Genomic DNA, 22,742 nt, shown 5'->3' on the forward strand with positions numbered 1-22,742 from the left:
CCTCAGCAGCCAATCTTGCCTCAAATGATCAAGTCATCCCGTAGGCCCTCACAGCATCGCGTGAGGGTTCCGGTTTGACACGGTAACCAATATCAACTTGGGCGCAAATGCGAGACATGTTCGAAGTAGCGTGCGAGGGTTTTGAGATCGTCGCGATACCGCTCGTAGGCCTCGCGCGCCTCTTCGCGGGTGTCGAAGTGATGTTCCTTTGGCTTCCAGCACCGCTGCCATCCGCAACTGGATGGCTCCTTGCGGTCGCGTTCCATGTGGTACTGGACTTCTGGGCTGAACATGTGTCCTCCTTGGTTGGGAGGCATATCAGCGCTCGTCCGAGAAGAGCGTTCGAATGAGAAGCATGGCGAAGCTGCAATGGCGCAGGAAGGCGCGATCATCCTCTTCGAGAAGCTTGCCGAGCATCTTCGAGGCGATGGTGGGTATGAGCGAGGGGTCTTGGGCGACGAGGCGGGCCGCCTCATCCGCACCGACTTGCTCCGTGAGCGCCCCTTGCAGCAGGAGCATGCAGTAGGAGGTGGGGTGCTCACTCCATAGCAACGCCCACTCAGTGGGTGCGTCGTCCGACAGTGGTCCGGTCACCTGTGGGTTGCTCATGGTTGGCATGGTGACAGGCTTCCCGAAGCTGTGTGCCGGTGCACTGTGTGCGGTGGTATGCGGTCCTGTGGGAGCATCACAGCGTGGGTATGAGGAATGACGAAGTTCTCGGCATGGTCATGCCCAGCCTGTTCAGCTTCATGGTGGCAATCGGCTTCTTCGTGCAGTCATGGCCGCTCGCTCTCGGTGGTGCGGTTGCTGCGGGTGTGGCCGGGTTGTACTTCAGCCGCAAGCGCAGGAATCGGGAGTTGGACGACGCGGTGGCCAGAGCCAAGGCGTTCGAGGAGGAGCAGTTAGCTCAGTCCGGCGACGCTGGTTCGGATCCTGAGCGCGCGCCGTAGCCGAGAGCACCAGCCCCGATGCGCTCGGGCAGGTGTGCGCCCACGCTGATTCAGGCATGCCGGGAAACTGCGGCGTAGCACGTTGTGCCGCCCACTCTGCGGGGCGGTGTCGTACCCCCTGCAATAGGCTTTCGCTCATGAGTAACCCGGCCCTCGTACTGCACGACATCTATTCTGAGTGGCGCGAGGAACTGACGGATCAACGCAGCAGCCTCGCCGCGATGGTGAGCCTTGACACAATTGACGGAGCCAGGCAAATCGCGGTGGCAGCCGAAGCTCTGAACCGCATATACGCCATCTTGCACTCGCCTGCGTTCGGCGCGAAGTACAAGGTCGCAGTCTTCCAGCGGCAGTACCCCGAATGGTGGAAGCCCCTTGTCTGTTATAACTCGGGTTGGCAAACCGTTATCGACGCCGACACCTTCATCTCTCCTGCGCACCTCGACGAGATCGAGACATTCGCCGCCTTCCTCGACGGCAAGGTCTATGAACTTCAACCTGAAGCCAGCAGAGCACTGATCGAGATCGTCGCGGAGGCACGTCGGGCGCTCATCGCCGACACAGCTTTGTCTGATCCCTTGCGTCAATACATCCACCTGCTCATCCAGAAGATTCAGAACGCTCTCGACGACGAGACCGTCGGCCTCAACTTTGATTACGCCGAAGCTGTAGCTGGTCTGCGCACAGCGTTCCAGGCGGCGGCCTCGTAGGGAACAGACCAGTCATCCGTGTGGGACAAGTTGAGGTACGACATTCTGCCCAACGGTGCCGTCAACGCACTCATCTCCTTCGGCGGGATCTTCACGCAGCTTGCAATCGCGGCTGGGTGAGACCTGCGCCGTAGCTGACAACACCAGTCTTCGGGCGCTCTGAGCGTGTGTGCACCTGCACGCATTGAGGCTAGCTGCGAGACTGCGGCGTAGCGTCGCCTAGACATACCTCTCGTTTGCAATACGCTCGGGGCATGTTTGATCCCGACGAGGAGGACGAGAACGGCCTCTCTTTGTCGTACCGGAGAGAGAAGTGGCGCAAGCAACGCATGCGCACCGATCCCCGCTACCGCCACGCATACCGGCTTCACGAACTGGTCGCTTGGCTATACGTACTGCTGTTGCTCGCGTCACCAGTCCTACTGTTCAACCTGCAACCGCCGTGGTTGTGGTTTTTCGCGCCCCTCGTCTTTGCTCTGTTCTTCGTGCCCTATGTTCGCCGTCGCCTCGTCACGGGCGGTCACCTGCGCATCGCGTTGTCGTCGGCGCTCCTCGGGCTCGTCGGCCTGGTCGGCTCCGCATTGGGGTTGCCTGCGCTATAGCTGACAGCACCAGTCCCTGTGCTACCAGACCGCATGCGAACCCGTTCACAGCGGGGCATGCTGTGAGACTGCCGCCTGGCACGGCCTACTTACGCTTCTTGTTCTTCCCGAAGCTTTTGCCAGCCTTCTTCTTGCGGGGCTTGGCGGGTGCGGGCGGAGGTGTCGGAGCACGGCGGCGCGGTGCGGGTGCGGGCGCGCTGCGTGCCTTGAACATCTCCTTGACCATGAGGCCTGCTATCAGCGCAGCCTCCTGAGGCCCGTTCGTGTCGCCGGGAAGATGCATGCTCGCTTTGACCGCATCCTGAATGGGTTCTAGCTCGTGCAAATGCCGACCTGCCCATTCGACAGAAGCGGCGTGCGAACCAATCTCCTGTGTAAGACACGCCAAGACAATCGTGCTTGCATAGCGATCCGGGTTGCTGCTCTTCATTTCGAGCAGCATCTCGTAGGACTCCTGCTCGAAAACAACTGGTCCGGCCTTCTGTGCCGTAGTCATCTATCCCCCATATCCCCCCGGCTGTCTGCCGGTGCACTGTTGCGCAGGCGCGCTCATTGACAGCACCAGCCCTCGACAGCCGGTGCCGTGTTCGTGCCCGTTGTACCGATCCCGTACTGCGACGCTGCGACATGACGTCGCCTACGCCCGATCCCCGCTGTACCCGCCCATGTGCTGTGATTAGTCCTCCGGTGCGTCAGTGAACCGGCACACAGTGACGATGCGCTCCTCGAGGTCGGTGTTCCCCTCGAGGCGCACCTCCCGTCCCGTCGACGGGTGGATACCGAAGGCGAAGTAGAAGATGTGGCGTGCGCCGCCGATGTGCTTCGTCTCGACCCGACCGAGCACCTTTCCGTGCCTGCGCACCTCATAGACGGGGAAGTGCACACGCCGCCGGCGATCGGGCGGTGGTAGCTCGCGGACCTCGACACCTTCGGGCAGTTGCATGCACGGAGGCTATGCGCCACCTACGACACTGTGGTCCGGTGCACTGTGGTCAGGTATAGAGATCCCACGCTTTGATGAGAAACGTGTGGTCGGTGTCATTCCACTCGAACCCGAGGCGTCGCAGCCATTCATTGAGGACGTCAGCGAGCTGCTGCGTCAGCCGAGCTAGCTGTTCAGCCGCAACACGGTCACGAGAGGGAGGGACAGCTCGCAGTGCGTTCTCGAAGTCCGACCAACTGGGCGCGACCATCTCCATCCAGTCCTTGGACGCGGAAGTGCTCGCATCAAACGGTGCCCCCACAGCCTCCCCGCTGAGCGCTCGCTTCGCTGCGATAGGCGCAAGCTGCTTCACGGCTATTTCGAGCATTTGCGCAATGCTGTACGCAAGTCGCTCTACGTCGAGGTGGCGCTGGTATTCGACCGTCACCACCTGAGTGATTGCATCCCGCAGCCAGGTGGCAACGTCCTTCGGATCGAAGCGAGAGAAGGGCACGTCGTACTGGAGCGGCACGTCAAGTTCGGCTCGGTATTCGCTAATGACCGCGTCAGCTATGTGCAGAAATCGGCGGCGCGCCTCACCGTCCCGATCGATGGTCGGTCCACCGGCCTCACCCGCCTGCTCCATCGTGACGTGCCTGCTTTCGTGGCGCGCCAGCCGCTGGATCATCTTGTTCCGCTGCTCGTAGTCGAAAGAGGGGTCAGGCTGCGGCTCGAAGTAGTACTCGTGCATCAGCACATGCATTTCGTCGCCTACCGCCATGACCTTCGCACCGACGTCGCCGTCGCCGCGCGTGCTTGTCCAATGGGCGCGGACTTCGTGAGGAAGGCGATCGCGGACAGAGGCGTCGAAGTCTCCAGTGACGACGAGCACCGCTTTCGCGGGATCAAGCGCCGCTTCCTCCACAATGTCAGCGCAAGCAACGGCAGACGAATGCTCGTGCTTCCCGTTGTGCGATCCCGAAGACGGGTACTCGAACCGGATATCACTCATGCCAACCCCCCAATAGGCCGTCCCCCGACAGTCATTCCCTAGCTTGCAGCACCACAGCGCCCTGACCTAATCGATGGTGAGCAGGTTGCGTATATGCTACGTCCGTGTTCTTCGATCCGATGCTTCTAATCACCTACCTCGCAGCCGTGCTCCTGACGACGCTCATTGTCTGTTTGCTCGCATTCGTGGTCCTGCGCACCGCCATCCTCGGAGCGATGAAGGCGCACACAAACTGGGTGGACCGCGGTAAGCCGTAAATAACGCGCTCGCGGCGACGGTTTACAGCCATGGAACTAGACGACCCGAATCTGCCGCCTTTCGCTCGCTCGTGGGCGTTAATCGGCGCTGACGCAGTGAGCGAGTGGGTAGGGCGAGCGGAGGGCGGCGTCGCCTGCGACGCTGTCGAGGATTTGGCCGTCACTCTACTGGTCATCATCGAGCAGCAGGCCAAGGTAATCGCTGAGATGGCGCTTCGCATCGAGCGTCTCGCCTCGGACTGACCTCCGCTAGCCGGTGCTGTCCTGTGGAGAACGCTGTGGAAAAAAGAAAAAGGGCCAGTCCCGTGGCCGCTGGGTGAGGGTGCGGGCGCTCGGCGTCCGCCTCTCTCCCCTCCGCTTGGCTTCCTCTCGGCTCGGCTTCGCCGAGCATCAGGAGAACAGCCCGGTTACATACTTGCGCTGGAGCAAGAGAGCGTGTTGAAGCAGCCCCGTGGTCTTCATAAAGCTTCCCGCAGTTGACCGAAGCGTCCCCATGGTGCCCCGAGCTGTACTCGTTCAGGAGTCAAGGAGCTGTGTGCCGGTGATCTCTGGGGCTGGTTACTCAGTCCACAGTGCACCGGCACACAGTGACGCAGCACTCCGGTTCGAGGCAGCGGGAGGGGTGGTCAGTTGTAGACATGGGGACGGCTCCCCAGGATATGCGGGTGGTTAGTTCACTCCAGTACTGGCTAAAGCTTCCGGCAACTGCGGTGACAGGGTGCGCTGTCGCCTCACGTTGGCGAGTCCCACGTAGTGGGCCGGGTCGCTTCGGCTGTTCGAGGCCGCCACGGAATGCGGGTATCCCCCACCTCATTCCACGCTCATTCACCATCCTGTTCCGCGTTGTAACCCCATCTACATTCCACCCACATTCCTGGTTTCGATATTCCTTGCCGTAACCGCTGGTAGCTGACAGCTACTAGCCCGACAAGGAGAAGAACATGGATTTCAGCAAGGTCAAACTGCCCGAACCGGCGTCGAAACCGGCCTTTGATGCGCAACTCGACGACCTCATCGGCGGCAATGACACGGGAGTAGAGCATCACAACCCGATGTTGGATGACACCGACGAACCCACATTCCTACCCGCATCGACCCCTGCTCCAGTCGCACCGGTAACTCACGAGCGTCAAGAGGTTGCAGCTACTATCACGCCGGATCAGCCGTGGAAGCGTGATCGCACGTCCGAGGAGCAGGCTGCACTCGATACGCGTGCGGCCAACGGAGAGTTGCTTCCCGGTCGTAAGAAGAAGGACGCCTACAGCTTCGGATGGTTGACCAGCATCGATCTAGAGGTGATCTGGACCGTGGCCAGTGCACGGCTCATCAAGGCCGAAAGCGTGCAGGTTGCACGTGGATGGAAGCGTGTAGAGGCCGCCTACAAACGGCTCCGGCGGTTAGAGAACGGCGGCCTAATCCGCGCTCAGCGGGTGGTTGGCGTAGGTCAGGTGTGGACGGTGACAAAGCTCGGGCTGCGCACGCTGCGCGCAAATGGCTTCGAGGCCCGCTGGGCTAAAGGCCGAACCAGTGAGGCCGACGCCTTCCCCTACGTCGGCCCCGGTGACATCTCACTCCAAAATGTGGCACACACTCTCGCGCTCGCTCACGTCCGCGCCCAGTTGCTCCGCGGCGGCTACTACGACCTGCGGTTTGGTGAAGAGGGCTCTTCCCCAGTCGCTCCCGCGCAACTCATCAGCGAATGGACCATGAAGACGTCGTGGGAAGCGCTGACTGGCCCGCTGCGAGACGGGTCAAGACACGAAGACCGGCTCATCGAGGCCAGTAAGGTGGCCGCTGCCTATCGACAGCGAGTGACTGAAGGGCGCGGCACGTGGGAAGAGGCTTTCATCAGTGCTCCCATGCTGTGGGTGCCTGCTCACCCGCCCGTCGAGCGCAACTATCGCGGCGAATCCGGTCCCGAATCCTCCTTCGACAACGGCGGTTCGCACCTGCCTGACCTCGTGGTGAGCCGCCTAGCCATTCAGGATCGGTTGCAAGTGAACACGGCGGTGGAGGTGGAACTCACCTATAAGAAGGGCTCCGACTATGCGCGGATCTTCTACGCCTACAGCAAGAGAGGCGGCATGTATCACCGCGTTGTGTGGCTGGTGGCTGACGAAAGCATCGAACGGGTGATGCTGAAAGCGTTGGAAAAGCTTGGAAAGGCCGCAGCGCAGCACGTCATTCTGCCGTTGAATCTCGACGACGTACCGATCCTGATGGGCGTGGACAAGCGCGACCAGCACCGCGCTGAGCGCCGCACTAAGCGCGCGCTACCCAAGTCCAAGGTGACCGGTGATTTCGCCAGCCCCTTCCGCTCCGCTGCGGATCGGTCGGCTTCCAGCGGTGTGAGCAATGGCTGAGGCACGGTCCGAAGTGGTGGAGGGTATCCGTGAGTTCGTGCGGGAGTCCTTGTGGCACCATGCGACGAAGCGCACCAGATGGCTGGAGCAGGCACAGCGGGACGACGCGAGGGTGCATATTGGAACGCAGCGCGCCGCCCGCTCGCGCATGAAGCAACTGCATACGGCCCCGCGAATCACCTACGACGTGCATCAAGTTCGCGTGCGCTCCGACGCCTCCATCTGTCCTGTCCCCGCCGCCGATCCGCACTCCTCCACTGTCGAGCATCGCCGAGTGCTTGCCTCTCTCGAACAAGATTGGGACGTGGTGGCGTATCTCAATGAGCATGAGGACGAAGGCTCGATCAGTCTGAGCGTGCGCGCTCGCCTGCTGGAGCCTCTATGGACGGCGCGAGCCGTGACGTGGTTCTTGTACGCACCCGCACCGCTTCGTCGCCGGTTCGTGGTCTTCGAGAAGGGCTGGAGCACCACTCAGTTGTACTTCCGCTGACGCTCCAGCGACTTCCAGCGCCGCTCTTCGTTCTGTCGAGCGGCGCTGGAGCGGCGAGAGCATTCATCGCCAGCGCGCGCGAGATGGGTAGGAATGTGATGGTTCTCGCCGTCCACGCCGTTGCTCAGGACTGCGAGCCTGACTGCGCGAATGCTGCATAGCTGCGGTTCTACACAGCTAGGAACACGGCTAGAAATAGTGCTCTCAATCGTCAAAACGTCGCTAGTCTGCATCGCTCGGAGCGCGGCTGGTGACGGACGTCTCACGGCTGCGGAACTCCTCTGGCGCTAACGGCTGTGGTTGCCATCAGGCGCTAGCTTGCCGTGATGCCGCTCACGGGTGCGCGCACCACAGTGCGGCACGCTTGCGAGCCGTACCGTCGATGTGCACCGGCGCACTGCACCGCGGGCGACCACTGTGCGCCGGTTCACTGTGCAACGCGGCGGCGGCTGTGCACCGGCACACAGCCCACCGCGCACACGGCTGTGCACCGGTCCACAGTCACTGACAGCCTCACGGCACGAGGGCGGTCGCCGTGTGTGCGTGTGCACTGTGCACCGGCACACTGTGAGACCGTCGCTCACCGCTGCCGATACGTGTCCCTATGCTCGAAGCGTGGGGTACTTCGGGATGCGTGAACGCAAGGCGCGACAGCAGCGATCTCGCTTCCGCCGTGCATTGAAACGGGGACGAGTGGTGCCCGTCGAGCAGTTCTCGCCTTTGCATCCGTCGCCGCGAGCCCACGAGCGCGGCTTCTTCGTCGCGACCGCATTCATCCTCTACCCGCGGGGAACGAAGCGCCGTGGACCGCTAGCGACCGCCGTGGCCCATGTGGGGGGCACATTCGCCAACCCCGCCTGTACTCGCGTGGAGATCAAGACCAATCACCCGCTCAACCACGAAGCAGCGCACGCGGCGTTGGAGGCGAACGGTCTGGCCCGCGGCGTACCAGCATGACCACACCGACGCTCACGGCTGTTTCTCGCTCGCTCGCGGCAGGCTCCTGATGGCGTGCGCGGTAGCCGCGTGCACTGGAGAATGTTGCTCGAAGCTGCGGAGAACCACCTAGCCACGCCCGAGCCGCCACGGCTACTTAGACGCATCTCAGGGCAGTCATAGCGGTGAGTTGTGGAGCCGCTGAATGCCTTTCATAGTGGCCGCTCATGGCACACACCGACGCTCCCGCAGCCCCCACGCTCGAAGACTGGCACGCCTTGCGCGACTGGGCAGCCAACGAACTGGAGAAGCGCCGCGAGGATGCGCGCCGTGAGGTGCCGCTGTACGCAGCTTCACGCATAGAGGCGCACGCCGCGGTGCACGCAGCGGAGATGGCCTACGCCGACTTCGTGGCCTCCTTCTGACCGCGACATAGAACGGGTGGGGAGCGAGAAGCATCTAGCTTTTGGCTCCCCACCCCAGTTGACAGCTAGGTTCTGCGTATTACTGCGCAGTAGCCTCGGCAGTCTGCTTCTTAGCAGTCTTGGTTCCGCGCGGCGCACGCTCCTTCGCGAAGCTCTCCTTCACGGACTTGAGTGCAGCCGCACCCTTGAGTCGACCCTTTGCGTAGGTCGGCTGCGAGGTGCGGTACTCCTCGAATGCGATGAGAGCCTTATCGGTCAACTCGATGGTCTTCTCAGGGTCGTTGTAGGCGGCCTTGAGCCACAGGTGGAAGTCGCGGGTGAGAAGGTCCGCGTTCGTGAAGAACTTCGCCGCCTCCTCCTGCGTGGTGACGCGCTCGTTGAACCACCGGACAGCAGTTTCCTGTGCCTCCCGCTTCTTGCGCTGCGCCTCAGCATCCGCGTTCCGCCACTGATCCACAGCAGCTCGAAGCTCAATGATGTGCGCATACTTCGAACGGTCATCGGCAGATGCCTCTCTCACGGTGACGCCCAGTACGTCCGCGAGCAGGCCATCCTTGAGCAGTTCCGCAATGAACTGATCGAACTGCGTGCGCGGGAGGAACTGTCGCTTGCTCTCGAAGAGCGCTCGCAAGTCTGATGTGAAGTACTGCTTGGTCTGCCACTCGTACTCACCGGTGGATGAGTTCTTCGTCTGCTTACCGTCTCTGACTTGCTCGATGACGGTGTACAAGGTCTCGTCGGTCATGTCTTCCCCCAATTGACAATGGTGAGCGTTCACCATACCGAAGAAGCGGGAGTCACTGAGAGAACAGACTGCGCTGCCTGTCCTGGTCTTGCAGCAGCTTCAACTTCGCCTCATTCGACAAGCCACTGGACAGCGTCTTCGCAAACTTCTCCAGCGGATCGCGCACCACCTCACCGGTCTGGTGACTGTAGTTGGCCAGCATCTGGTCCAACGTTTCCTCGCTCCATCCAACGATGCGTTGAATGAGGATCGGCGGAACTCCCATGCCATCGAGCAGCGTGACGGCGAGATGGCGAGCATCGTGCAACCGCAGATCCTGCGTCACGCCGAGGTCTTTGAGAAGCCGTCGCCACTGGTTGCGGTCGATCACTTCCTTCTTCGGCCGACCACTTCGACTAGTGAAAAGAAGTGTCTCCATGCCGATCAACGGCTTGAACGCCGGTGAGGCGCGGCGCACCACCTGCTCCTCGTGGTGACGTTTCAGGATCGAGTACAGGGGCTCGATCAGTGGAATCTCTCGCTTGCCAGCCTTGGTCTTGGTGATCGGCTTGATGTACTGCCCTGCCTCACCTTGAGGCATGGTGCACTCGTCCGCCGATCGCTTCTTGCAGGGCCAACGCCGCATCTTGGCGTCGTACTCTCCGCACCCATGGCGCTGCCAGTGCCTCGAAAGCTGTTGGTGGACGATGATGAAAGCCTCATCCCTGCGTCCGTCCTCCCACACGAGTTCGGCGTTTTTTGGTCGAGCCCCACGACCAAACCGAATGCAGCTATCGGTAAGGCCCAGCACCTCACCCTGTCTCATTCCGAACAGCGCGAGCGCCCAACGAGCCTCGTCCGGTGCATTGTGGATTCCGGCGAACACACGCTGCGGCACATCATCTGCGATGGCGCTCACAAGGTCTTCAATCTTTTCAGGGCTTTTCTGCGTGCGCTGCGGCGCTTGCACTCCTGCTAGCGGATTGCGGTCGAGGTGCTGCTTGTCGACAGCCCATGTGAAGGCAGCGCTCATGATCCAGTACACCGACCGGATGAAGGTGTCGCCAAGCTTTCGCGAACCGTCCTTCTTGCGCACGGCAGGCAGGGTATGGGTGAAGTGTCGTTCAAGCTCCTGCGCTCGAAGATGACGAATGGGCGTCTCACCGAAGTACGGATTGATGTAGTGGCGAATCTTCGACTCGTAACCCGCGCGAGAGCCTTCTTGCAACTTCTGCGGAGTTTTGGCATCGAGCCACAGATCCATCAGAACGCGCATCTTCATGGCGCGTTCGGCGCGTTTGAGCGGCATGGCGGCTGGGTCTGCTTGACCGGCCGCCACCTGCTTACGAATAAGGTTGTTGTTCCAGCGGGTGGTTGCTTCGGCCGCCGTCGCCCCCTCACCCGTGACGCGAACCGTCTCGCCGTTATTGAGCAGCACGTCCTGCACGCGCTTCCACGTGCGCTTCACCTCACCGCTCTGCAAGCGCCGTTCCGTCTGAAAAAGCGAGCCCGCGCCATTGGGCGCGGTGCGTGGCCGTCGGTTGGTGGCGGCATGCTTCGACGGTGTGGGATCGCTCATCGTCCCCATCTATCGCACGATTTCGCGCGCTCGTCAAACGTCCTCACCGGACGGGAACATAGACGGGAACATAAATGTGCCCGCCGCACGTCACGCTTTATGTTGATTTTCCGCGGGATTTTACAAGAATGCCTGATCCTGCACCTATTTTGCGGAGGGTGTGGGATTCGAACCCACGGGACATTGCTGCCCACTGGTTTTCAAGACCAGGTCCATCGGCCGCTCGGACAACCCTCCCGGACGCCCCGAGTCTACCGAGGCCCGAGCCGCGGGTCGCACGCGGCGGCACGCGAGACGCGACGCGCGGCGGCGACCCCGAACCGGTGGGTCCGGACCCGCCGCCGCGCGCGGCTCAGCCGAGTGGACCGTACGCCGCCGGGCTTGTGCGGGCGTGCGTCGCTTGCTCGAAGGAATACGCGAGGCCGAGCAACGGGCCCTCGGCGAAGTCGCGCCCGAGGAACTCGAGGTTCACTCCTCCGGTCGAGGCCTCCCCCGCCACCCCCTGGCCCATCGGTACGGTCACCGCGGGGAGCCCCGTGTTGGGGCTCAGACGCATGTTGGTGCCGATCGTCGAGTAGGGGTTGCCGCTCGGGTAGATCACGGCATCCAGGTTCTGGTCCTCCATCAGGGCGGTCATGATCTCTTTGCCGCGCGCCAGTTGCAGGGTGTGCGTCCCCTCGGGGCCCGCCCACGCCTGGTAGGTCTCCTCGGTGATGGCGGCGCGCGCGCCGTAGGGGCTCTCGGCGCGACCGGGCACGATGTTCGGCGACTGCGAGATCTCCAGCAGGCTCCGCGTCGTCACCGCGGGGTTGAGGTACGCGGCGATGTAGTCGTTCAGGTCGTGGTTGAACTCCGGACCGCTGCCGCTGCCCTCACCCACGATCGCGGCGAAGCCCTCGGGCTCGGCCACCTCGACCACCGCGGCCCCCCGCGCTTCGAGCGAGGCCCGCGCCTCGGTGAACAGGCGCTGCGTGATCGGGTCGGTGCCGAGCATCGACGCGATGTAGCCGATCTTCGTGCCTGCGAGCGAGTCCGCGTCGAGGTAGGACGTGTAGGTTTCGGGGACCTTGCCCTCCTGCCGGGCCGTGATGGGGTCGCCAGCGTCCTGGCCGACGACGGCGTCGAGCGCGACCGTCGCATCGAGCACCGAGCGGGCCATGGGACCCCCGGTGTCCTGCGAAAGCGCGAGGGGCACGATGCCGGCGCGGCTCGCGAGTCCGACCGTGGGACGCACGCCCACGAGCTGGTTGTACGTCGACGGGATGCGGATCGATCCGCCCGTGTCGGTGCCGAAGCCGAGCCCCGCGAGGTTCGCGGCGATCGCTGCGCCGGTGCCACCGCTGGAGCCGCCCGATGTCTTGGTCGTGTCGTACGGGCTCGAGACGGTGAGGGCTGTGCCCGCCGGCTGAAGGGCCGACCATTGCGACGAGAGGTTGATGGCGAATTCGTCCATCGAGGCCTTCGCCACGATGACGGCGCCGTCGGCGCGCAGACCCTCGACCATGGTGGCATCCGTGGTGGTCTGGTTCGCGTTCCAGCATCCGCAGCCGGCCGTGGTCGGCATGTCGACGGTGTTGTAGTTGTCTTTCAGGGCGACCGGGATGCCGAGGAGCATGCTCGTCATGCCCTTCTCGGCGCGCACGGCGTCGGCCTCGGCCGCAGCCTGCAGCGCCACCGTGCTCGTGGTGATGAGGGAGTTCAGCGGGCGCCCTCCGTCTTGCCGCACCACCTTGTCGTACGCCGCGATGCGGTCGAGGTACTGCTGGGTGAGCGACACCGAGGTGATGACGCCGGCGTTCATGGCGGCCTGCATCGCGACCGTGTCGGCCTCGACGAGCTGGAACGGACCATCGTCGTAGATCACTCGCTGCGACAGCAGGGCGAGATCGGATGCCGTGATGGCGCCGTCGTCGTCGAGGTCGGCTGCCGCGGCATCCGACCATCCGGCATCGTCGGACGCGAGCCCGATCCGCGCGGCGAGCACGTCGAGGTCGGCCTCGGTCACCTGCTCGTCACCGGTGAGGTCGAGTTCCGTGTAATACGGCGCGAGGAACGGTGCCGCGGCGGGCGCCGGGGCCGCCACGGCGGCCGCGGGAACGACCAGCGACCCGGCCGCGACGACGCCGAGCGCGGCCGCGACGGCGAGAGCACGTCGGGAGAGGGGGGTCATGACGGATCCTTCGCGGGACGGAACGGACGAGGTGCGGGCGTTCATTCGCGCACCCCCTGACGACGACGGGCGACGAGAAGAGCCCCGGCGGCGAGGAGCACGACACCGACGACGCCGGATGTCAGCCAGGCGGCCGCGTCGACACCGGTGGTCGCGAGGTCCGATCCTCCGGGAGCGGCGGCCGAACCGGTCGGCGACGGCGACGCGGATGCCGTCGGGGTGGACGTCGTGGTCGGGGTCGATGTGGGCGTCGCGGTCGATGTGGGTGCCGGCGTCGCGCTGGCGGTCGGCGCGGGTGTCGCGGTCGGCGACGGCGAGGGGGTCGCGGTGATGGAGAGCGAGGTCGACGCCCCGGCGGCGTTCGTCGTCACCTCTCCCGTCGACGAGACCAGGCGCGCGGCCGAGAGCTCGATACGCGCCGTACCGACAGCGAGCACGCGCACGGGCACGCTCGCGAGGACGATCTGGCCGGTGCTCGACAGACCGGGCGATGTGCCGAGACGCGAGTGGCTGATCGTCACCTCACCTGGCGCGGCCACGGCGGAGGTGTAGCCCCCCTCCGGTCCTGTCGGGGCGTCGCCCGTCGGCTCGAGGAGGAGATCGTCGGCGGACAGCACGAGGTCATAGGCGTACAGGTCGGTGACACCCGACCCGCGAACGGTCACGACGACGGTGTCCCCCACCGCGGCGGTCGCCGGAGCAACCTCTACGGTGAGGACGGCGGTCGGTGGGGCGGCGTGTGCCGCGGATGCGACGGCGAGCGGCCCGATGAGGGCGAGGCTCGCCACGAGGGAGGCGCCGAAACGGCGCATCCTCGATCGGCGGGCAGATGTGGTCGTGGGCATGCGCGTGCAGGGCTCCTCGGGCAGAGACGGAGACGATCGTCAGCCGCGGGGGTCTGGGCATCCGATCGACGGGGGTGTTCAGACCTTGACAGTTCAACATGTCCGACAAGTTGCGCGACATTTCGCCGACGTGTCGGGCGGGAGGATGCCCCGCATCCGGGCCGTCCAGCCCCGACCCGCTCGGCATCCGACGGGATAACGTCGGCGGAATGGCCACACCGACGCGCAGCTCCCTGGCAGCCTTCTTCCTTCGTCTGGGAAGACAGGTGTGGGTGCGCGCGGCGATCTTCACGGTGGTCGCGGTCGTCGTCGCCCTGGCGGCCGATTACCTCGGTCCCCTGCTGCCGTTCGAGTTCGGGATCGACCTCGCCCAGAATTCCGTCGGGTCCCTGCTCCAGATCATCGCCACCGCGATGCTCACCGTCAGCACCTTCTCGGTTCTCGCCACCGTCGTCGCCGTGCGCGACCCGCACTCGACGCTCGGGCTGAAAGCCGCGTGGGTCACCGCGCTCCTGCTGCTGCCGCCGGTCGGGCTGGTCGCATGGGAAGCGTCGCGAGTGGTCGAGCATCGCGCGGCTCGACTCGTGCACGCGTAGGGGAAGACGACCCCGGGCCGGGGCCGAGCGTCAGAGAGTGCGGAGAGCGGCGGCCACGCCGCCCTCGGTCACCGACAGGCCCACCTCGCCTGCCGCGGCGTGGACCTCGGGCGGACCCTGGTGCATGGCGATTGCGCGCCCGCCGTTGCGCACGGCCCACTGCATCATCTCGATGTCGTTGCGGCCGTCGCCCATCACCAGCACCTGGTGGGGTGCGATGTCGAGCCAGGTGCGCACGCGTTCGAGCGCGGTCGACTTGTCGACGCCCTGCGGGGCGATGTCGAGCCAGGCGGTCCACCCGATGGCGTAGGACACCTGGCTCAGGCCGATGCGCTCGACGAGCTCGAGGAAGTCCTGATCGGTCTGTTCGGGGGCGACGACCACGACGCGGCAGACCGGCTGACCCGACAGCTCGTCGAAGGTCACCTTGTTGGCACCCTGGAGGTTCCAGTCATCGAGGTAGTCGGTGAACAGACGCGAACCATCGGGCAGTTCGACGAGGAAGTGCGCCCCGGCGAGGTGCTCGCCGAGAAGCGTCAGCACCTCGGTCGGATCGAAGGTTTCGACGTGCGCTCGCTCGTACTCCCCGGCATCCGGGTCTCCGACCCGGCGCATGATGATGGCCCCGTTCGAACACACCGCGTACTCGGGACGGATGCCGAGGCGCGCCATGATCGTGTGGGTGCTGTCCCAACTGCGGCCGGTGGCGAGCATGACCTCGTGCCCCGCCTCGCCGGCATCCGCCACGGCGTCCACCACGCCGGGACTCAGCGTGTCGTCTTCGAGCAGGACGGTGCCGTCGATGTCGAGAGCGATCAGCATCCGTCCGACGGGGGCGTCGTCGGCCAACGCGGCGACGACATCGGCCGCCTCCTGCCGCGGCGCGCTCTCGACGGCGCCGCTGTCGGGGAGAGCCGCCTCGTCGCTCACGCGACCGGCTCCATGACCTCGAGTCCGCCCAGGTACGGCCGCAACACCTCGGGGACCATGACCGACCCGTCTTCGCGCTGGTGCGTCTCGAGCAGGGCGACGATCCAGCGGGTCGTCGCGAGCGTGCCGTTCAAGGTCGCGACGGGCTGGGTCTTGCCCCCACCCTCGGGCCGGAACCGGGTCTCGAGACGACGCGCCTGATAGGTCGTGCAGTTCGACGTGCTGGTGAGTTCGCGGTAGGCGTCTTGTGTGGGCACCCACGCCTCGATGTCGAACTTGCGCGCGGCGCTGGAGCCCAGATCGCCGGCGGCGACGTCGATCACGCGGTACGCGAGGCCGAGGTCTTGCAGCATGGCCTCTTGCATCGCGACCAGGCGGTCGTGCTCGGCCTCGGCCTCGGCCGGGTCGGTGTAGACGAACATCTCGAGCTTGTTGAACTGGTGCACGCGGATGATGCCGCGGGTGTCCTTTCCGTACGAGCCCGCCTCGCTGCGGTAGCAGGTGGACCAGCCGGCGTAGCGCTTCGGCCCCCGCTCGAAGTCGAGGATCTCGTCCATGTGGTAGCCGGCGAGCGGGACCTCGCTCGTGCCCACCAGATAAAGGTCTTCCTTCGGCAGGTGGTACACCTCGTCGGCGTGCTGGCCGAGGAAGCCGGTGCCGCGCATGACCTCCGGCCGCACCAGGGTCGGCGGGATCATCGGGGTGAACCCGGCCTGCAGTGCCCGGTCGAGCGCCAGGGTCATCAGCGCGAGCTCGAGGCGGGCGCCGATGCCGGTGAGGAAGTAGAACCGGCTTCCCGACACCTTCGTGCCGCGCTCCATGTCGATGGCGCCCAGCTTCTCGCCGATCTCGAGGTGATCGCGCGGCTCGAAGTCATACTCGGGGATCTCGCCGTAGGTGCGGAGGGTGACGAAGTTCTCTTCGCCGCCCGCGGGCACGCCGTCGATCACGATGTTCTCGATCTTCGCGAGCGCCGCCTCGGCGGCCGCTTCGGCCTCACCGACGGCGTGCTGCGCCGCCTTGACCTGCTCGCTGAGCTGTTTGGCCTCGGCCACGAGGGCCGCCTTCTCGTCTTTCGGCGCTTGCGCGACGCGCTTGCCGTGCGCGTTCTGCGCGGCACGGAGCTCTTCGAAGTCCGTGATGGCCTTGCGGCGACGGCGGTCGGCGTCGAGCGCGTCGTCGACCGACGCGGGCGATTCCCCACGGGCGATCTGGGAGCGCTTCACGAGCTCGGGATCTTCACGCAGCAGAGTCAGGTCGATCACGCGTCCATCCTAGGGTCGGCATCCGGCATCGCCCCCTGCGCGCCGGGCCATGAACGCGCGGCGCGGCCGCGGAACGATCGCCCCGGTCCGCGGGACGCATGCGTCTCCGGCATCCGCCCGTCAAGCCCGACCGCTCGGCCGGTCGCGCGAGGAGCGCGGTCCTAGGGTGGATGCCATGGCCGCCCCTGACGCGTCGCGTGACGACGCGGAATCCCCCGAGAACCTCCCCGCCGATGCCCCCGACGGGGTGAAGGCGGATGCCGCCGCGGCCGAGGGATCGAGTGAGCACTTCGACGCGGCGCGCCTCGGCGACGACGTCGCCGACCATCCCCGCAAAGACGCGCCGCGTCCGAAGGACGCGGCCGAGCCCGACGACGTCATCCACCAGCCCGAGGATGTGCCGCCGGACACCTCGGACGAGAGCTCCGGCGAGGCCCAGCGCGTCTCGGCGGACGGCGACGAGGCCCCCATCGACGCCGAGCCCACCACGAAGAAGCGCGCCGCGCTGATCTACAACCCCACCAAGGTCGAGCCTGAGCAGCTGCGTGCACGCATGGCCGAGATGGCCGCCGCGGCGGGCTGGGCCGAGCCTCTGTTCTACGAGACGACCGTCGACGATCTCGGCGACGACTCGACGCGCGCCGCCCTCGAGGAGAAGGTGGATGCCGTTGTCGTGGCCGGCGGCGACGGCACGGTTCGCGCGGTGGCCGAGGCGCTGACCTCCTCGGGCGTCCCCCTCACGATCGTGCCGAGCGGCACCGGGAACCTGCTCGCCCGCAACCTGAACCTTCCGCTGAGCGACACGGACGCGATGATCCGCGCCACCTTCGACGGCGACATCCTCCCCATCGACACCGGACTCGCCCGCATCCGTCGGGCCGACGGCGAGATCGAGGAGCACGGGTTCTCGGTCATGGCCGGCATCGGTCTCGACGCCGCGATGATCCAGAACACGCGTGACGACCTGAAGAAGCAGGTCGGCTGGGTCGCATACGTCGACGGAGCGGCGCGGTCGCTCGTCTCGGCGAAGCCCTTCCGCGTCATGTACCAGCTCAACGGACACCGCCTGCACTCGGCGAAGGTGCAGAGCGTGCTGTTCGCGAACTGCGGCGCCCTGCAGGGCGGCGTGGCGCTGATCCCCGACGCCTCCGTCGCCGACGGCCGACTCGACGTGGCCATCCTCCAGCCGAGCGGCGTGCTGGGCTGGTTGGGTGTGTGGCGGAGCATCGTGTGGGACAACTCCGTGCTGCGCAAGTTCCGCGCGGGCCGCCGCGTGCTCGAACGCCGTAAGGACACCTCTGTGCGCTACCTGCGCGGCACGGGCATCGAGTTGGCGACATCCCCCGCGCAGCCGATCGAGCTGGACGGCGATGAGTTCGGCGAAGCGACGCGCGTCTACACCCGCATCGTCCCCGGTGGTCTCTCGGTCGCGCTGCCGAAGGGGCACGACGTCTCCTCGCTCTGACGCAGTCGCCCTCCGGGGCGCACGTGCCCGCGCGCGAGAGTGCCTGCGTTCGCCGAGCCCGTATGCCCTGCGCGTCGATCGCCCACGTGTTCGGCAACCGGGTGCGGTTTCGACGCCCATCGCGGCGGGGCGCCGCGGGGCGGGGCGCCGCGGGGCGGGGCGGGGCGGGCGGGTGTCAAGCCCGAAGCGGCGGATGCCGTGGTCGATAGCGTCGGAGGATGCCTTCGCCCTCGATCGTGTGGTTCCGTGACGATCTCCGTCTCACCGACAATCCGGCCCTGCGCGCGGCGCTCGACCGCGACGAGCCGATCGTGGCGTTGTACATCCTCGACGAGGAATCAGACGGGGTGCGCCTGATCGGCGGGGCGGCGCGGTGGTGGCTGCACGGGTCTCTGGCATCCCTCGCCGCACGCCTCGATGAACGGGGCTCCACGCTCGTGCTGCGCCGAGGCAGGGCGTCCGAGGTGGTGCCCGCCGTGGTCGAGGAGCTGGACGCCGGCGCCGTGTTCTGGAACCGGCGTTACGGCGGGGTCGAGCGCGAGATCGACGCCGGACTCAAGGAGAAGCTGCGGAACGACGGCGTGACGGTCGCGTCGTTCGCCGCCAACCTGCTCTACGAGCCGTGGACCGTGCGGACGCAGACCGGCAACCCGTACGGCGTCTACAGCCCCTTCGCGCGCGCCGTGCAGAAGCTTCCCGCGCCGCGACCGCCCCTGCCGGAGGCGCGGAAGATCCCCGGCTTCGACGGCCGCGTCGACGGCGACGACCTCGGCGCGTGGGACCTGCTGCCGACGAAGCCCGACTGGGCCGGAGGCCTGCGGGAGACGTGGGAACCGGGCGAGCCCGCGGCCAAGGCGCGCCTCAAGGAGTTCCTCGACGACGACCTCGGCGACTATTCGACCTATCGTGACGAGTTCGCCGGCGGCGCGACCTCGAACCTCTCCCCACGGCTGCGATGGGGAGAACTGAGCCCGTACCAGGTCTGGCACGACACCCTCGAGCACAGGGGATCGGGAGAGCACGCGAAGAGCGCGGGCGGGTTCCTCTCCGAGCTCGTCTGGCGGGAGTTCGCGTGGCACGTGACCTACCACTCCCCCGACATCGCGACCGCGAACTGGCGACGGAACTTCGACGCCTTCCCCTGGCCGGAGCTGAACCGCGCACACCTGGAGACGTGGCAGCAGGGCAAGACCGGCGTCGCCGTGGTGGATGCCGGTATGCGTCAGCTCTGGCACACCGGCGTCATGCACAACCGGGTGCGCATGGTCACGGCATCCTTCCTCATCAAGAACCTGCTCATCGACTGGCGCCATGGCGAGCAGTGGTTCTGGGATTGCCTGGTGGACGCGGATGCCGCGAGCAACCCGTTCAACTGGCAGTGGGTCGCGGGGTCCGGTGCGGATGCCGCCCCGTACTTCCGCGTGTTCAACCCGGAGACGCAGCGCAAGAAGTTCGACTCGCACGATCGGTACGTGCGCGAGTGGGCGCCCGAGTACCTCGACGAGAACCCGCCGGAGCCGATGGTCGATCTCGGCGAGACGCGCAAGCGCGCGCTCGACGCCTACGCACAGGTGCGTCACGGCGGCTGAACGCCGTCTCGCGCACGCGGCGGCGGGGCCGTCGGTGCGCGCGGAGTCGAGCGCTGCAGTGGGCGGGCCGGGCTGATCGTCACCGCGAGGTCCGCCGCGGGTGGCGACACCCGAACACGCGAAAAGGGCGCCACCTCTCGGCGACGCCCCTCTCGGAACGGATGTCAGTTGACGCGGTTGTCTTCGACCGTGTCCTCGTCCGCGTCGTCGCCGGGGATGAAGACGTCGACCACGGTCACGTTGATCTCGGCGACCTTCATGCCCACGAGCTCGGTGATGGCCTGGTGCACGGCCGCGCGGACGTTCGACGCCACCCGCTGCAGCTGCTCGGGGTAGTCGACCTGGATCGAGATGTCGGCGGCGACCTCGGTCTCGCCCACCTCGACGCTCACGCCCTGCGCGTGGTCCTTCGCACCGACGGCCTGGCGGATGTTGCCGATGACGCGGGCGGCGCCGCCACCGAGGGCGTGGACGCCGGGAACCTCAGCCGCGGCGATGCCGGCGACCTTGGCGACGACGGCGTCGACGATGACGGTCGAGCCGCCGTCCTTCGTGGAGGTGGTGGGGGTGGCGGTGGTGGTGTTCTCGGCCATGTTCGCTTCCTTCCGTCGTACCGGGACCGTGTGTCCCGCGATGTCATAAGTGAGACGCGCGCGGAGCGCGGTTCGTCACGGCTTTTTCCTGGGAGAAGCCTGAAGATGGATGCCCCGCCGTCCCGGCCGGGGATCCGCGGAATATCGAGACGGCTCGTCACGTTCCCGTGAAGGTGAACGATGCGATCCCCTCCCTCTCCGTTCTCGACCTCGTGCCCGTGCGACACGGGCAGACCAGTGCGCAGGCGGTGAGCGACGCCCTCGACCTCGTCGAGCGGGCCGAGCACCTCGGCTACCGCCGCTACTGGTTCGCCGAGCACCACAACATGCCCTCGGTGGCATCCACCACTCCCCCCGTTCTGATCGCCGCCGCGGCCGCGCGAACCTCGCGCATCCGCGTCGGCTCGGGCGGGGTCATGCTGCCGAACCACTCGCCTCTCATCGTCGCCGAGCAGTTCGCCGCCCTCGAGGCGCTCGCCCCGGGCCGCATCGACCTCGGCATCGGGCGCGCGCCCGGGAGCGATCCGGTCATCACGCAGCTGCTCAACCGCTCGGGCACGACCAGCGACGTCTCGCGTTTCCCCGACCACGTGACCGACATCATGGCGCTCACCTCTCCCGAGGGCGCGACCGTGCGTTTCACCTCCGGCACCGAGTACCAGGTGAAGGCGACGCCCGCGGCATCCGGGACACCTCAGGTGTGGCTGCTCGGATCGAGCGACTACTCCGCGCAGCTGGCAGCGAGCTTCGGCCTCCCCTACGTCTTCGCGAACCACTTCTCGGGCGAGGGCCTCGACCACGCCCTGCGGCTGTACCGCGACCAGTTCGTTCCCAACGAGTCGGGCGAGGGCCCGCGCACGTTCGTGACCGCGAACGTCGTCGCCGCCCCGACCGCAGAAGAAGCCGAAGAGCGGGCTCTACCGCAGCTGCGCATGATGGCGCGCCTGCGCACCAACCGCCCGATGGTGCCGTTGGAGACGATCGAGCAGGCTCAGGCCGAGCCGTTCGACGCCATGGCCGACTCGCTGATGGCCTCGACGCGCAGCAAGTGGTTCGTCGGCACGGGCGACGACGTGCAGGGTCAGCTCGCCGCCTTCGCCGCGCAGCACGGCGTCGACGAGATCATGGTGTCGCCGGTTGCCGGGGCGTACGACGGCGAGGGCTCCGAGGGTCGCGTCCAGACGTTGGAGCTCCTCGCGGCGAAGGCGGCCGTCGCGGCCTGACGCTCACGGATGGGACCCCGGTCTCTTCGACAGGCTGAGGGACCTCGCGTCGACAGGTTCGGGGACCCTTGCGCGGGACGAAGCCGAGTCAGGCCTCGGGCTCGCCGCTCAGGAGGCCGCGCAGCCAGTCGCGCGCCTCGACGAACACGTCGTCGCTGTAGCGCTGGGGGTAGCGCACGATCGCGCGGTCGGCGCGGGCGTACGAGCCCAGGAAGATGACCTTGGGGCTGAATCGGCGAAGACCCAGCAGCGCGTCCGCCATGCGCTCGTCGAGCACGTGACCGTCGGCGTCGATGACGAAGCGGTAGCGGCCGAGGGCATCGCCGATGGGGCGGGATGCCAACAGGCTGAGGTTGATGCCACGGGTGGCGAACTGCTCGAGCAGCTCCAGAAGGGCGCCCGGGTGGTCCTCGGGCAGCTCGACGATGAGGGAGGTCTTGTCGGCGCCCGTGGGAGGCGCCGGGGCGACGGTGCGACTGACGAGAACGAAGCGCGTCACCGCGTTGGGGTTGTCGCCGATGTTCTCGGCCAGCACGGTGAGGTCGTGGTGGGCGACGATGCCGGGGGCGGCGATCGCGGCATCCGCGGCGCTCGTGCCGTCGAGCACGCCCAGGGCGCTTGCGACGTTGCTCTCGGCGGGCAGATGAGCGTGGGCGGGGACGTTCTCGCTCAGCCAGCCGAGGCACTGCCCGTAGGCGACGGGGTGCGCGGCGACGAGGGAGACGCCGTCGAGCGTCGCACCGGGGCGGCCCACCAGCACGAAGTTCACCGGCACGAGGTACTCGCCGACGATGCGGAGCCCCGGCACGGTGGCCAGCGCGTCCTGCGCGGTCGAGACGCCGCCGTCGACGGAGTTCTCGATCGCGATCATCGCGGCATCCGATCGCCCTTCGACGACGTCAGCGAGCGCCTCGCCGACGTTCCGCACGGGCCGCCAGATCTGATCGCGGGCCTCGGGAACCTGGGCGAGCGCCGCCTCGGTGAAGGTTCCCGCCGGTCCCAGGTAGCTGTAGGTACGGCGGGCGGGCGGGTGTTCCGTGTCGGGCAGCACCGGCTCAGCCTAGTGCGCCGGGGCCCGGACGCCGCCGCCCTCCCG

The 22,742-nt window shown here is 66.3% G+C and carries 26 protein-coding genes and 1 tRNA gene; 13 read left to right on the forward strand and 14 right to left on the reverse strand.

Annotation, left to right across the window (positions count from 1 at the left end; all coding sequences use genetic code 11):
- Nucleotides 1–92 precede the first annotated feature (92 nt).
- Both ASF76_RS16885 and ASF76_RS00335 read right to left on the reverse strand, forming a co-directional pair.
- Nucleotides 93–293, reverse strand: coding sequence for a hypothetical protein (locus ASF76_RS16885; protein WP_156459060.1), 201 nt, complete (start codon nucleotides 291–293; stop codon nucleotides 93–95).
- Between the two features lie 25 nt (nucleotides 294–318).
- Nucleotides 319–618, reverse strand: coding sequence for a hypothetical protein (locus tag ASF76_RS00335; RefSeq protein WP_156459061.1), 300 nt, complete (start codon nucleotides 616–618; stop codon nucleotides 319–321).
- Nucleotides 619–722: 104 nt separating this feature from the next.
- On the opposite strand from ASF76_RS00335, the gene ASF76_RS00340 reads away from it, so the two are divergent.
- From ASF76_RS00340 to ASF76_RS00350, 3 genes are all read left to right on the forward strand, one after another.
- On the forward strand, nucleotides 723–950 hold the full coding sequence (locus tag ASF76_RS00340; RefSeq protein ID WP_055951332.1) for an LPXTG cell wall anchor domain-containing protein: 228 nt from the start codon (nucleotides 723–725) through the stop codon (nucleotides 948–950).
- 137 nt (nucleotides 951–1,087) lie between these two features.
- Entirely contained in the window at nucleotides 1,088–1,660 is a 573-nt protein-coding gene (locus ASF76_RS00345; RefSeq protein WP_055951336.1) for a hypothetical protein, read from the forward strand.
- 254 nt (nucleotides 1,661–1,914) lie between these two features.
- Complete coding sequence (locus tag ASF76_RS00350; protein ID WP_055951339.1) at nucleotides 1,915–2,262, forward strand: hypothetical protein; 348 nt, start codon at nucleotides 1,915–1,917, stop codon at nucleotides 2,260–2,262.
- 85 nt (nucleotides 2,263–2,347) lie between these two features.
- Here ASF76_RS00350 and ASF76_RS16890 read toward each other — a convergent pair whose 3' ends face one another.
- The 3 genes from ASF76_RS16890 to ASF76_RS00360 form a co-directional block, all read right to left on the reverse strand.
- The gene (locus ASF76_RS16890; RefSeq protein ID WP_156459063.1) at nucleotides 2,348–2,758 is read right to left on the reverse strand and encodes a hypothetical protein; all 411 of its coding nucleotides are present in this window, start codon (nucleotides 2,756–2,758) and stop codon (nucleotides 2,348–2,350) included.
- Nucleotides 2,759–2,938: 180 nt separating this feature from the next.
- A complete protein-coding gene (locus ASF76_RS00355; protein ID WP_156459064.1) occupies nucleotides 2,939–3,205 on the reverse strand; it encodes a hypothetical protein in 267 nt (88 codons plus the stop codon).
- A gap of 49 nt (nucleotides 3,206–3,254) precedes the next feature.
- Nucleotides 3,255–4,196 (reverse strand): hypothetical protein, encoded by a 942-nt coding sequence (locus ASF76_RS00360; RefSeq protein ID WP_156459065.1) that lies wholly within the window; start codon nucleotides 4,194–4,196, stop codon nucleotides 3,255–3,257.
- Between the two features lie 104 nt (nucleotides 4,197–4,300).
- On the opposite strand from ASF76_RS00360, the gene ASF76_RS16895 reads away from it, so the two are divergent.
- The 6 genes from ASF76_RS16895 (at nucleotide 4,301) to ASF76_RS00380 (ending at nucleotide 8,667) form a co-directional block, all read left to right on the forward strand.
- Nucleotides 4,301–4,453, forward strand: coding sequence for a hypothetical protein (locus ASF76_RS16895; protein ID WP_156459066.1), 153 nt, complete (start codon nucleotides 4,301–4,303; stop codon nucleotides 4,451–4,453).
- A 96-nt stretch (nucleotides 4,454–4,549) separates the two neighbouring features.
- Nucleotides 4,550–4,696 (forward strand): hypothetical protein, encoded by a 147-nt coding sequence (locus tag ASF76_RS00365; RefSeq protein WP_235561197.1) that lies wholly within the window; start codon nucleotides 4,550–4,552, stop codon nucleotides 4,694–4,696.
- 698 nt (nucleotides 4,697–5,394) lie between these two features.
- Nucleotides 5,395–6,816 carry a hypothetical protein gene (locus tag ASF76_RS00370; RefSeq protein ID WP_156459067.1) on the forward strand — a complete coding sequence of 474 codons (1,422 nt, stop codon included), beginning with the start codon at nucleotides 5,395–5,397 and terminating at the stop codon, nucleotides 6,814–6,816.
- Nucleotides 6,809–7,306 (forward strand): hypothetical protein, encoded by a 498-nt coding sequence (locus ASF76_RS00375; protein ID WP_055951356.1) that lies wholly within the window; start codon nucleotides 6,809–6,811, stop codon nucleotides 7,304–7,306. Before ASF76_RS00370 ends, ASF76_RS00375 begins: the two co-directional genes overlap by 8 nt.
- A 615-nt stretch (nucleotides 7,307–7,921) precedes the next feature.
- The gene (locus ASF76_RS16900; protein ID WP_156459068.1) at nucleotides 7,922–8,263 is read left to right on the forward strand and encodes a hypothetical protein; all 342 of its coding nucleotides are present in this window, start codon (nucleotides 7,922–7,924) and stop codon (nucleotides 8,261–8,263) included.
- A 206-nt stretch (nucleotides 8,264–8,469) separates the two neighbouring features.
- A complete protein-coding gene (locus tag ASF76_RS00380; protein ID WP_055951359.1) occupies nucleotides 8,470–8,667 on the forward strand; it encodes a hypothetical protein in 198 nt (65 codons plus the stop codon).
- A gap of 79 nt (nucleotides 8,668–8,746) precedes the next feature.
- On the opposite strand, the gene ASF76_RS00385 is transcribed toward ASF76_RS00380, so the two are convergent.
- From ASF76_RS00385 to ASF76_RS00405, 5 genes are all read right to left on the reverse strand, one after another.
- Nucleotides 8,747–9,412 carry a hypothetical protein gene (locus tag ASF76_RS00385; RefSeq protein WP_055951362.1) on the reverse strand — a complete coding sequence of 222 codons (666 nt, stop codon included), beginning with the start codon at nucleotides 9,410–9,412 and terminating at the stop codon, nucleotides 8,747–8,749.
- A 52-nt stretch (nucleotides 9,413–9,464) separates the two neighbouring features.
- Nucleotides 9,465–10,970 carry a tyrosine-type recombinase/integrase gene (locus ASF76_RS00390; protein ID WP_162240793.1) on the reverse strand — a complete coding sequence of 502 codons (1,506 nt, stop codon included), beginning with the start codon at nucleotides 10,968–10,970 and terminating at the stop codon, nucleotides 9,465–9,467.
- A gap of 152 nt (nucleotides 10,971–11,122) precedes the next feature.
- Nucleotides 11,123–11,207 (reverse strand) — tRNA-Ser (locus ASF76_RS00395).
- A 115-nt stretch (nucleotides 11,208–11,322) separates the two neighbouring features.
- Nucleotides 11,323–13,140: an amidase family protein gene (locus ASF76_RS00400; RefSeq protein ID WP_055951368.1), complete on the reverse strand. Its 1,818-nt coding sequence runs from the start codon at nucleotides 13,138–13,140 to the stop codon at nucleotides 11,323–11,325.
- 41 nt (nucleotides 13,141–13,181) lie between these two features.
- Nucleotides 13,182–13,985 carry a cohesin domain-containing protein gene (locus ASF76_RS00405; RefSeq protein ID WP_156459069.1) on the reverse strand — a complete coding sequence of 268 codons (804 nt, stop codon included), beginning with the start codon at nucleotides 13,983–13,985 and terminating at the stop codon, nucleotides 13,182–13,184.
- Nucleotides 13,986–14,194: 209 nt separating this feature from the next.
- Between ASF76_RS00405 and ASF76_RS00410 the strand changes: the two genes are divergently transcribed.
- Nucleotides 14,195–14,581: a DUF2254 family protein gene (locus ASF76_RS00410; protein ID WP_055951373.1), complete on the forward strand. Its 387-nt coding sequence runs from the start codon at nucleotides 14,195–14,197 to the stop codon at nucleotides 14,579–14,581.
- A gap of 30 nt (nucleotides 14,582–14,611) precedes the next feature.
- On the opposite strand, the gene ASF76_RS00415 is transcribed toward ASF76_RS00410, so the two are convergent.
- Together ASF76_RS00415 and serS are read right to left on the reverse strand one after the other, a co-directional pair.
- Nucleotides 14,612–15,511, reverse strand: a complete 900-nt coding sequence (locus ASF76_RS00415; RefSeq protein ID WP_200936059.1) for an HAD family hydrolase — start codon at nucleotides 15,509–15,511, stop codon at nucleotides 14,612–14,614.
- Complete coding sequence (gene serS, locus ASF76_RS00420) at nucleotides 15,508–16,776, reverse strand: serine--tRNA ligase (protein WP_055951377.1); 1,269 nt, start codon at nucleotides 16,774–16,776, stop codon at nucleotides 15,508–15,510. Before serS ends, ASF76_RS00415 begins: the two co-directional genes overlap by 4 nt.
- Before the next feature lie 175 nt (nucleotides 16,777–16,951).
- On the opposite strand from serS, the gene ASF76_RS00425 reads away from it, so the two are divergent.
- Together ASF76_RS00425 and ASF76_RS00430 are read left to right on the forward strand one after the other, a co-directional pair.
- Entirely contained in the window at nucleotides 16,952–18,241 is a 1,290-nt protein-coding gene (locus tag ASF76_RS00425) for a diacylglycerol kinase family protein (RefSeq protein WP_082484762.1), read from the forward strand.
- 218 nt (nucleotides 18,242–18,459) lie between these two features.
- On the forward strand, nucleotides 18,460–19,830 hold the full coding sequence (locus tag ASF76_RS00430) for a cryptochrome/photolyase family protein (protein ID WP_055951379.1): 1,371 nt from the start codon (nucleotides 18,460–18,462) through the stop codon (nucleotides 19,828–19,830).
- A 164-nt stretch (nucleotides 19,831–19,994) separates the two neighbouring features.
- Here the strand turns inward: ASF76_RS00430 and ASF76_RS00435 are convergent, their stop codons facing one another.
- Complete coding sequence (locus ASF76_RS00435) at nucleotides 19,995–20,423, reverse strand: Asp23/Gls24 family envelope stress response protein (protein ID WP_055951382.1); 429 nt, start codon at nucleotides 20,421–20,423, stop codon at nucleotides 19,995–19,997.
- Between the two features lie 173 nt (nucleotides 20,424–20,596).
- On the opposite strand from ASF76_RS00435, the gene ASF76_RS00440 reads away from it, so the two are divergent.
- On the forward strand, nucleotides 20,597–21,646 hold the full coding sequence (locus ASF76_RS00440) for an LLM class flavin-dependent oxidoreductase (protein WP_055953231.1): 1,050 nt from the start codon (nucleotides 20,597–20,599) through the stop codon (nucleotides 21,644–21,646).
- Between the two features lie 88 nt (nucleotides 21,647–21,734).
- Here ASF76_RS00440 and pheA read toward each other — a convergent pair whose 3' ends face one another.
- Nucleotides 21,735–22,697 carry a prephenate dehydratase gene (gene pheA / locus ASF76_RS00445; protein ID WP_055951385.1) on the reverse strand — a complete coding sequence of 321 codons (963 nt, stop codon included), beginning with the start codon at nucleotides 22,695–22,697 and terminating at the stop codon, nucleotides 21,735–21,737.
- Between the last annotated feature and the right edge of the window lie 45 nt (nucleotides 22,698–22,742).

The organism is Microbacterium sp. Leaf151, assembly GCF_001424225.1.
Lineage (GTDB): Bacteria > Actinomycetota > Actinomycetes > Actinomycetales > Microbacteriaceae > Microbacterium.

Bases quoted from the DNA above. Each gene is read 5' to 3' on its own strand.
- ASF76_RS00360 (WP_156459065.1), bottom strand. From the start codon at position 4,196: ATGAGTGATATCCGGTTCGAGTACCCGTCTTCGGGATCGCACAACGGG.
- ASF76_RS16885 (WP_156459060.1), bottom strand. From the start codon at position 293: ATGTTCAGCCCAGAAGTCCAGTACCACATGGAACGCGACCGCAAGGAG.
- ASF76_RS00380 (WP_055951359.1), top strand. From the start codon at position 8,470: ATGGCACACACCGACGCTCCCGCAGCCCCCACGCTCGAAGACTGGCAC.
- ASF76_RS00435 (WP_055951382.1), bottom strand. From the start codon at position 20,423: ATGGCCGAGAACACCACCACCGCCACCCCCACCACCTCCACGAAGGAC.
- ASF76_RS00425 (WP_082484762.1), top strand. From the start codon at position 16,952: ATGGCCGCCCCTGACGCGTCGCGTGACGACGCGGAATCCCCCGAGAAC.
- ASF76_RS00350 (WP_055951339.1), top strand. From the start codon at position 1,915: ATGTTTGATCCCGACGAGGAGGACGAGAACGGCCTCTCTTTGTCGTAC.
- ASF76_RS00410 (WP_055951373.1), top strand. From the start codon at position 14,195: ATGGCCACACCGACGCGCAGCTCCCTGGCAGCCTTCTTCCTTCGTCTG.
- ASF76_RS00370 (WP_156459067.1), top strand. From the start codon at position 5,395: ATGGATTTCAGCAAGGTCAAACTGCCCGAACCGGCGTCGAAACCGGCC.
- ASF76_RS00390 (WP_162240793.1), bottom strand. From the start codon at position 10,970: ATGAGCGATCCCACACCGTCGAAGCATGCCGCCACCAACCGACGGCCA.
- ASF76_RS00400 (WP_055951368.1), bottom strand. From the start codon at position 13,140: ATGACCCCCCTCTCCCGACGTGCTCTCGCCGTCGCGGCCGCGCTCGGC.
- ASF76_RS00385 (WP_055951362.1), bottom strand. From the start codon at position 9,412: ATGACCGACGAGACCTTGTACACCGTCATCGAGCAAGTCAGAGACGGT.
- ASF76_RS00335 (WP_156459061.1), bottom strand. From the start codon at position 618: ATGCCAACCATGAGCAACCCACAGGTGACCGGACCACTGTCGGACGAC.
- ASF76_RS00355 (WP_156459064.1), bottom strand. From the start codon at position 3,205: ATGCAACTGCCCGAAGGTGTCGAGGTCCGCGAGCTACCACCGCCCGAT.
- ASF76_RS00340 (WP_055951332.1), top strand. From the start codon at position 723: ATGGTCATGCCCAGCCTGTTCAGCTTCATGGTGGCAATCGGCTTCTTC.
- ASF76_RS00375 (WP_055951356.1), top strand. From the start codon at position 6,809: ATGGCTGAGGCACGGTCCGAAGTGGTGGAGGGTATCCGTGAGTTCGTG.
- ASF76_RS00405 (WP_156459069.1), bottom strand. From the start codon at position 13,985: ATGCCCACGACCACATCTGCCCGCCGATCGAGGATGCGCCGTTTCGGC.
- ASF76_RS00345 (WP_055951336.1), top strand. From the start codon at position 1,088: ATGAGTAACCCGGCCCTCGTACTGCACGACATCTATTCTGAGTGGCGC.
- ASF76_RS00430 (WP_055951379.1), top strand. From the start codon at position 18,460: ATGCCTTCGCCCTCGATCGTGTGGTTCCGTGACGATCTCCGTCTCACC.
- ASF76_RS16890 (WP_156459063.1), bottom strand. From the start codon at position 2,758: ATGACTACGGCACAGAAGGCCGGACCAGTTGTTTTCGAGCAGGAGTCC.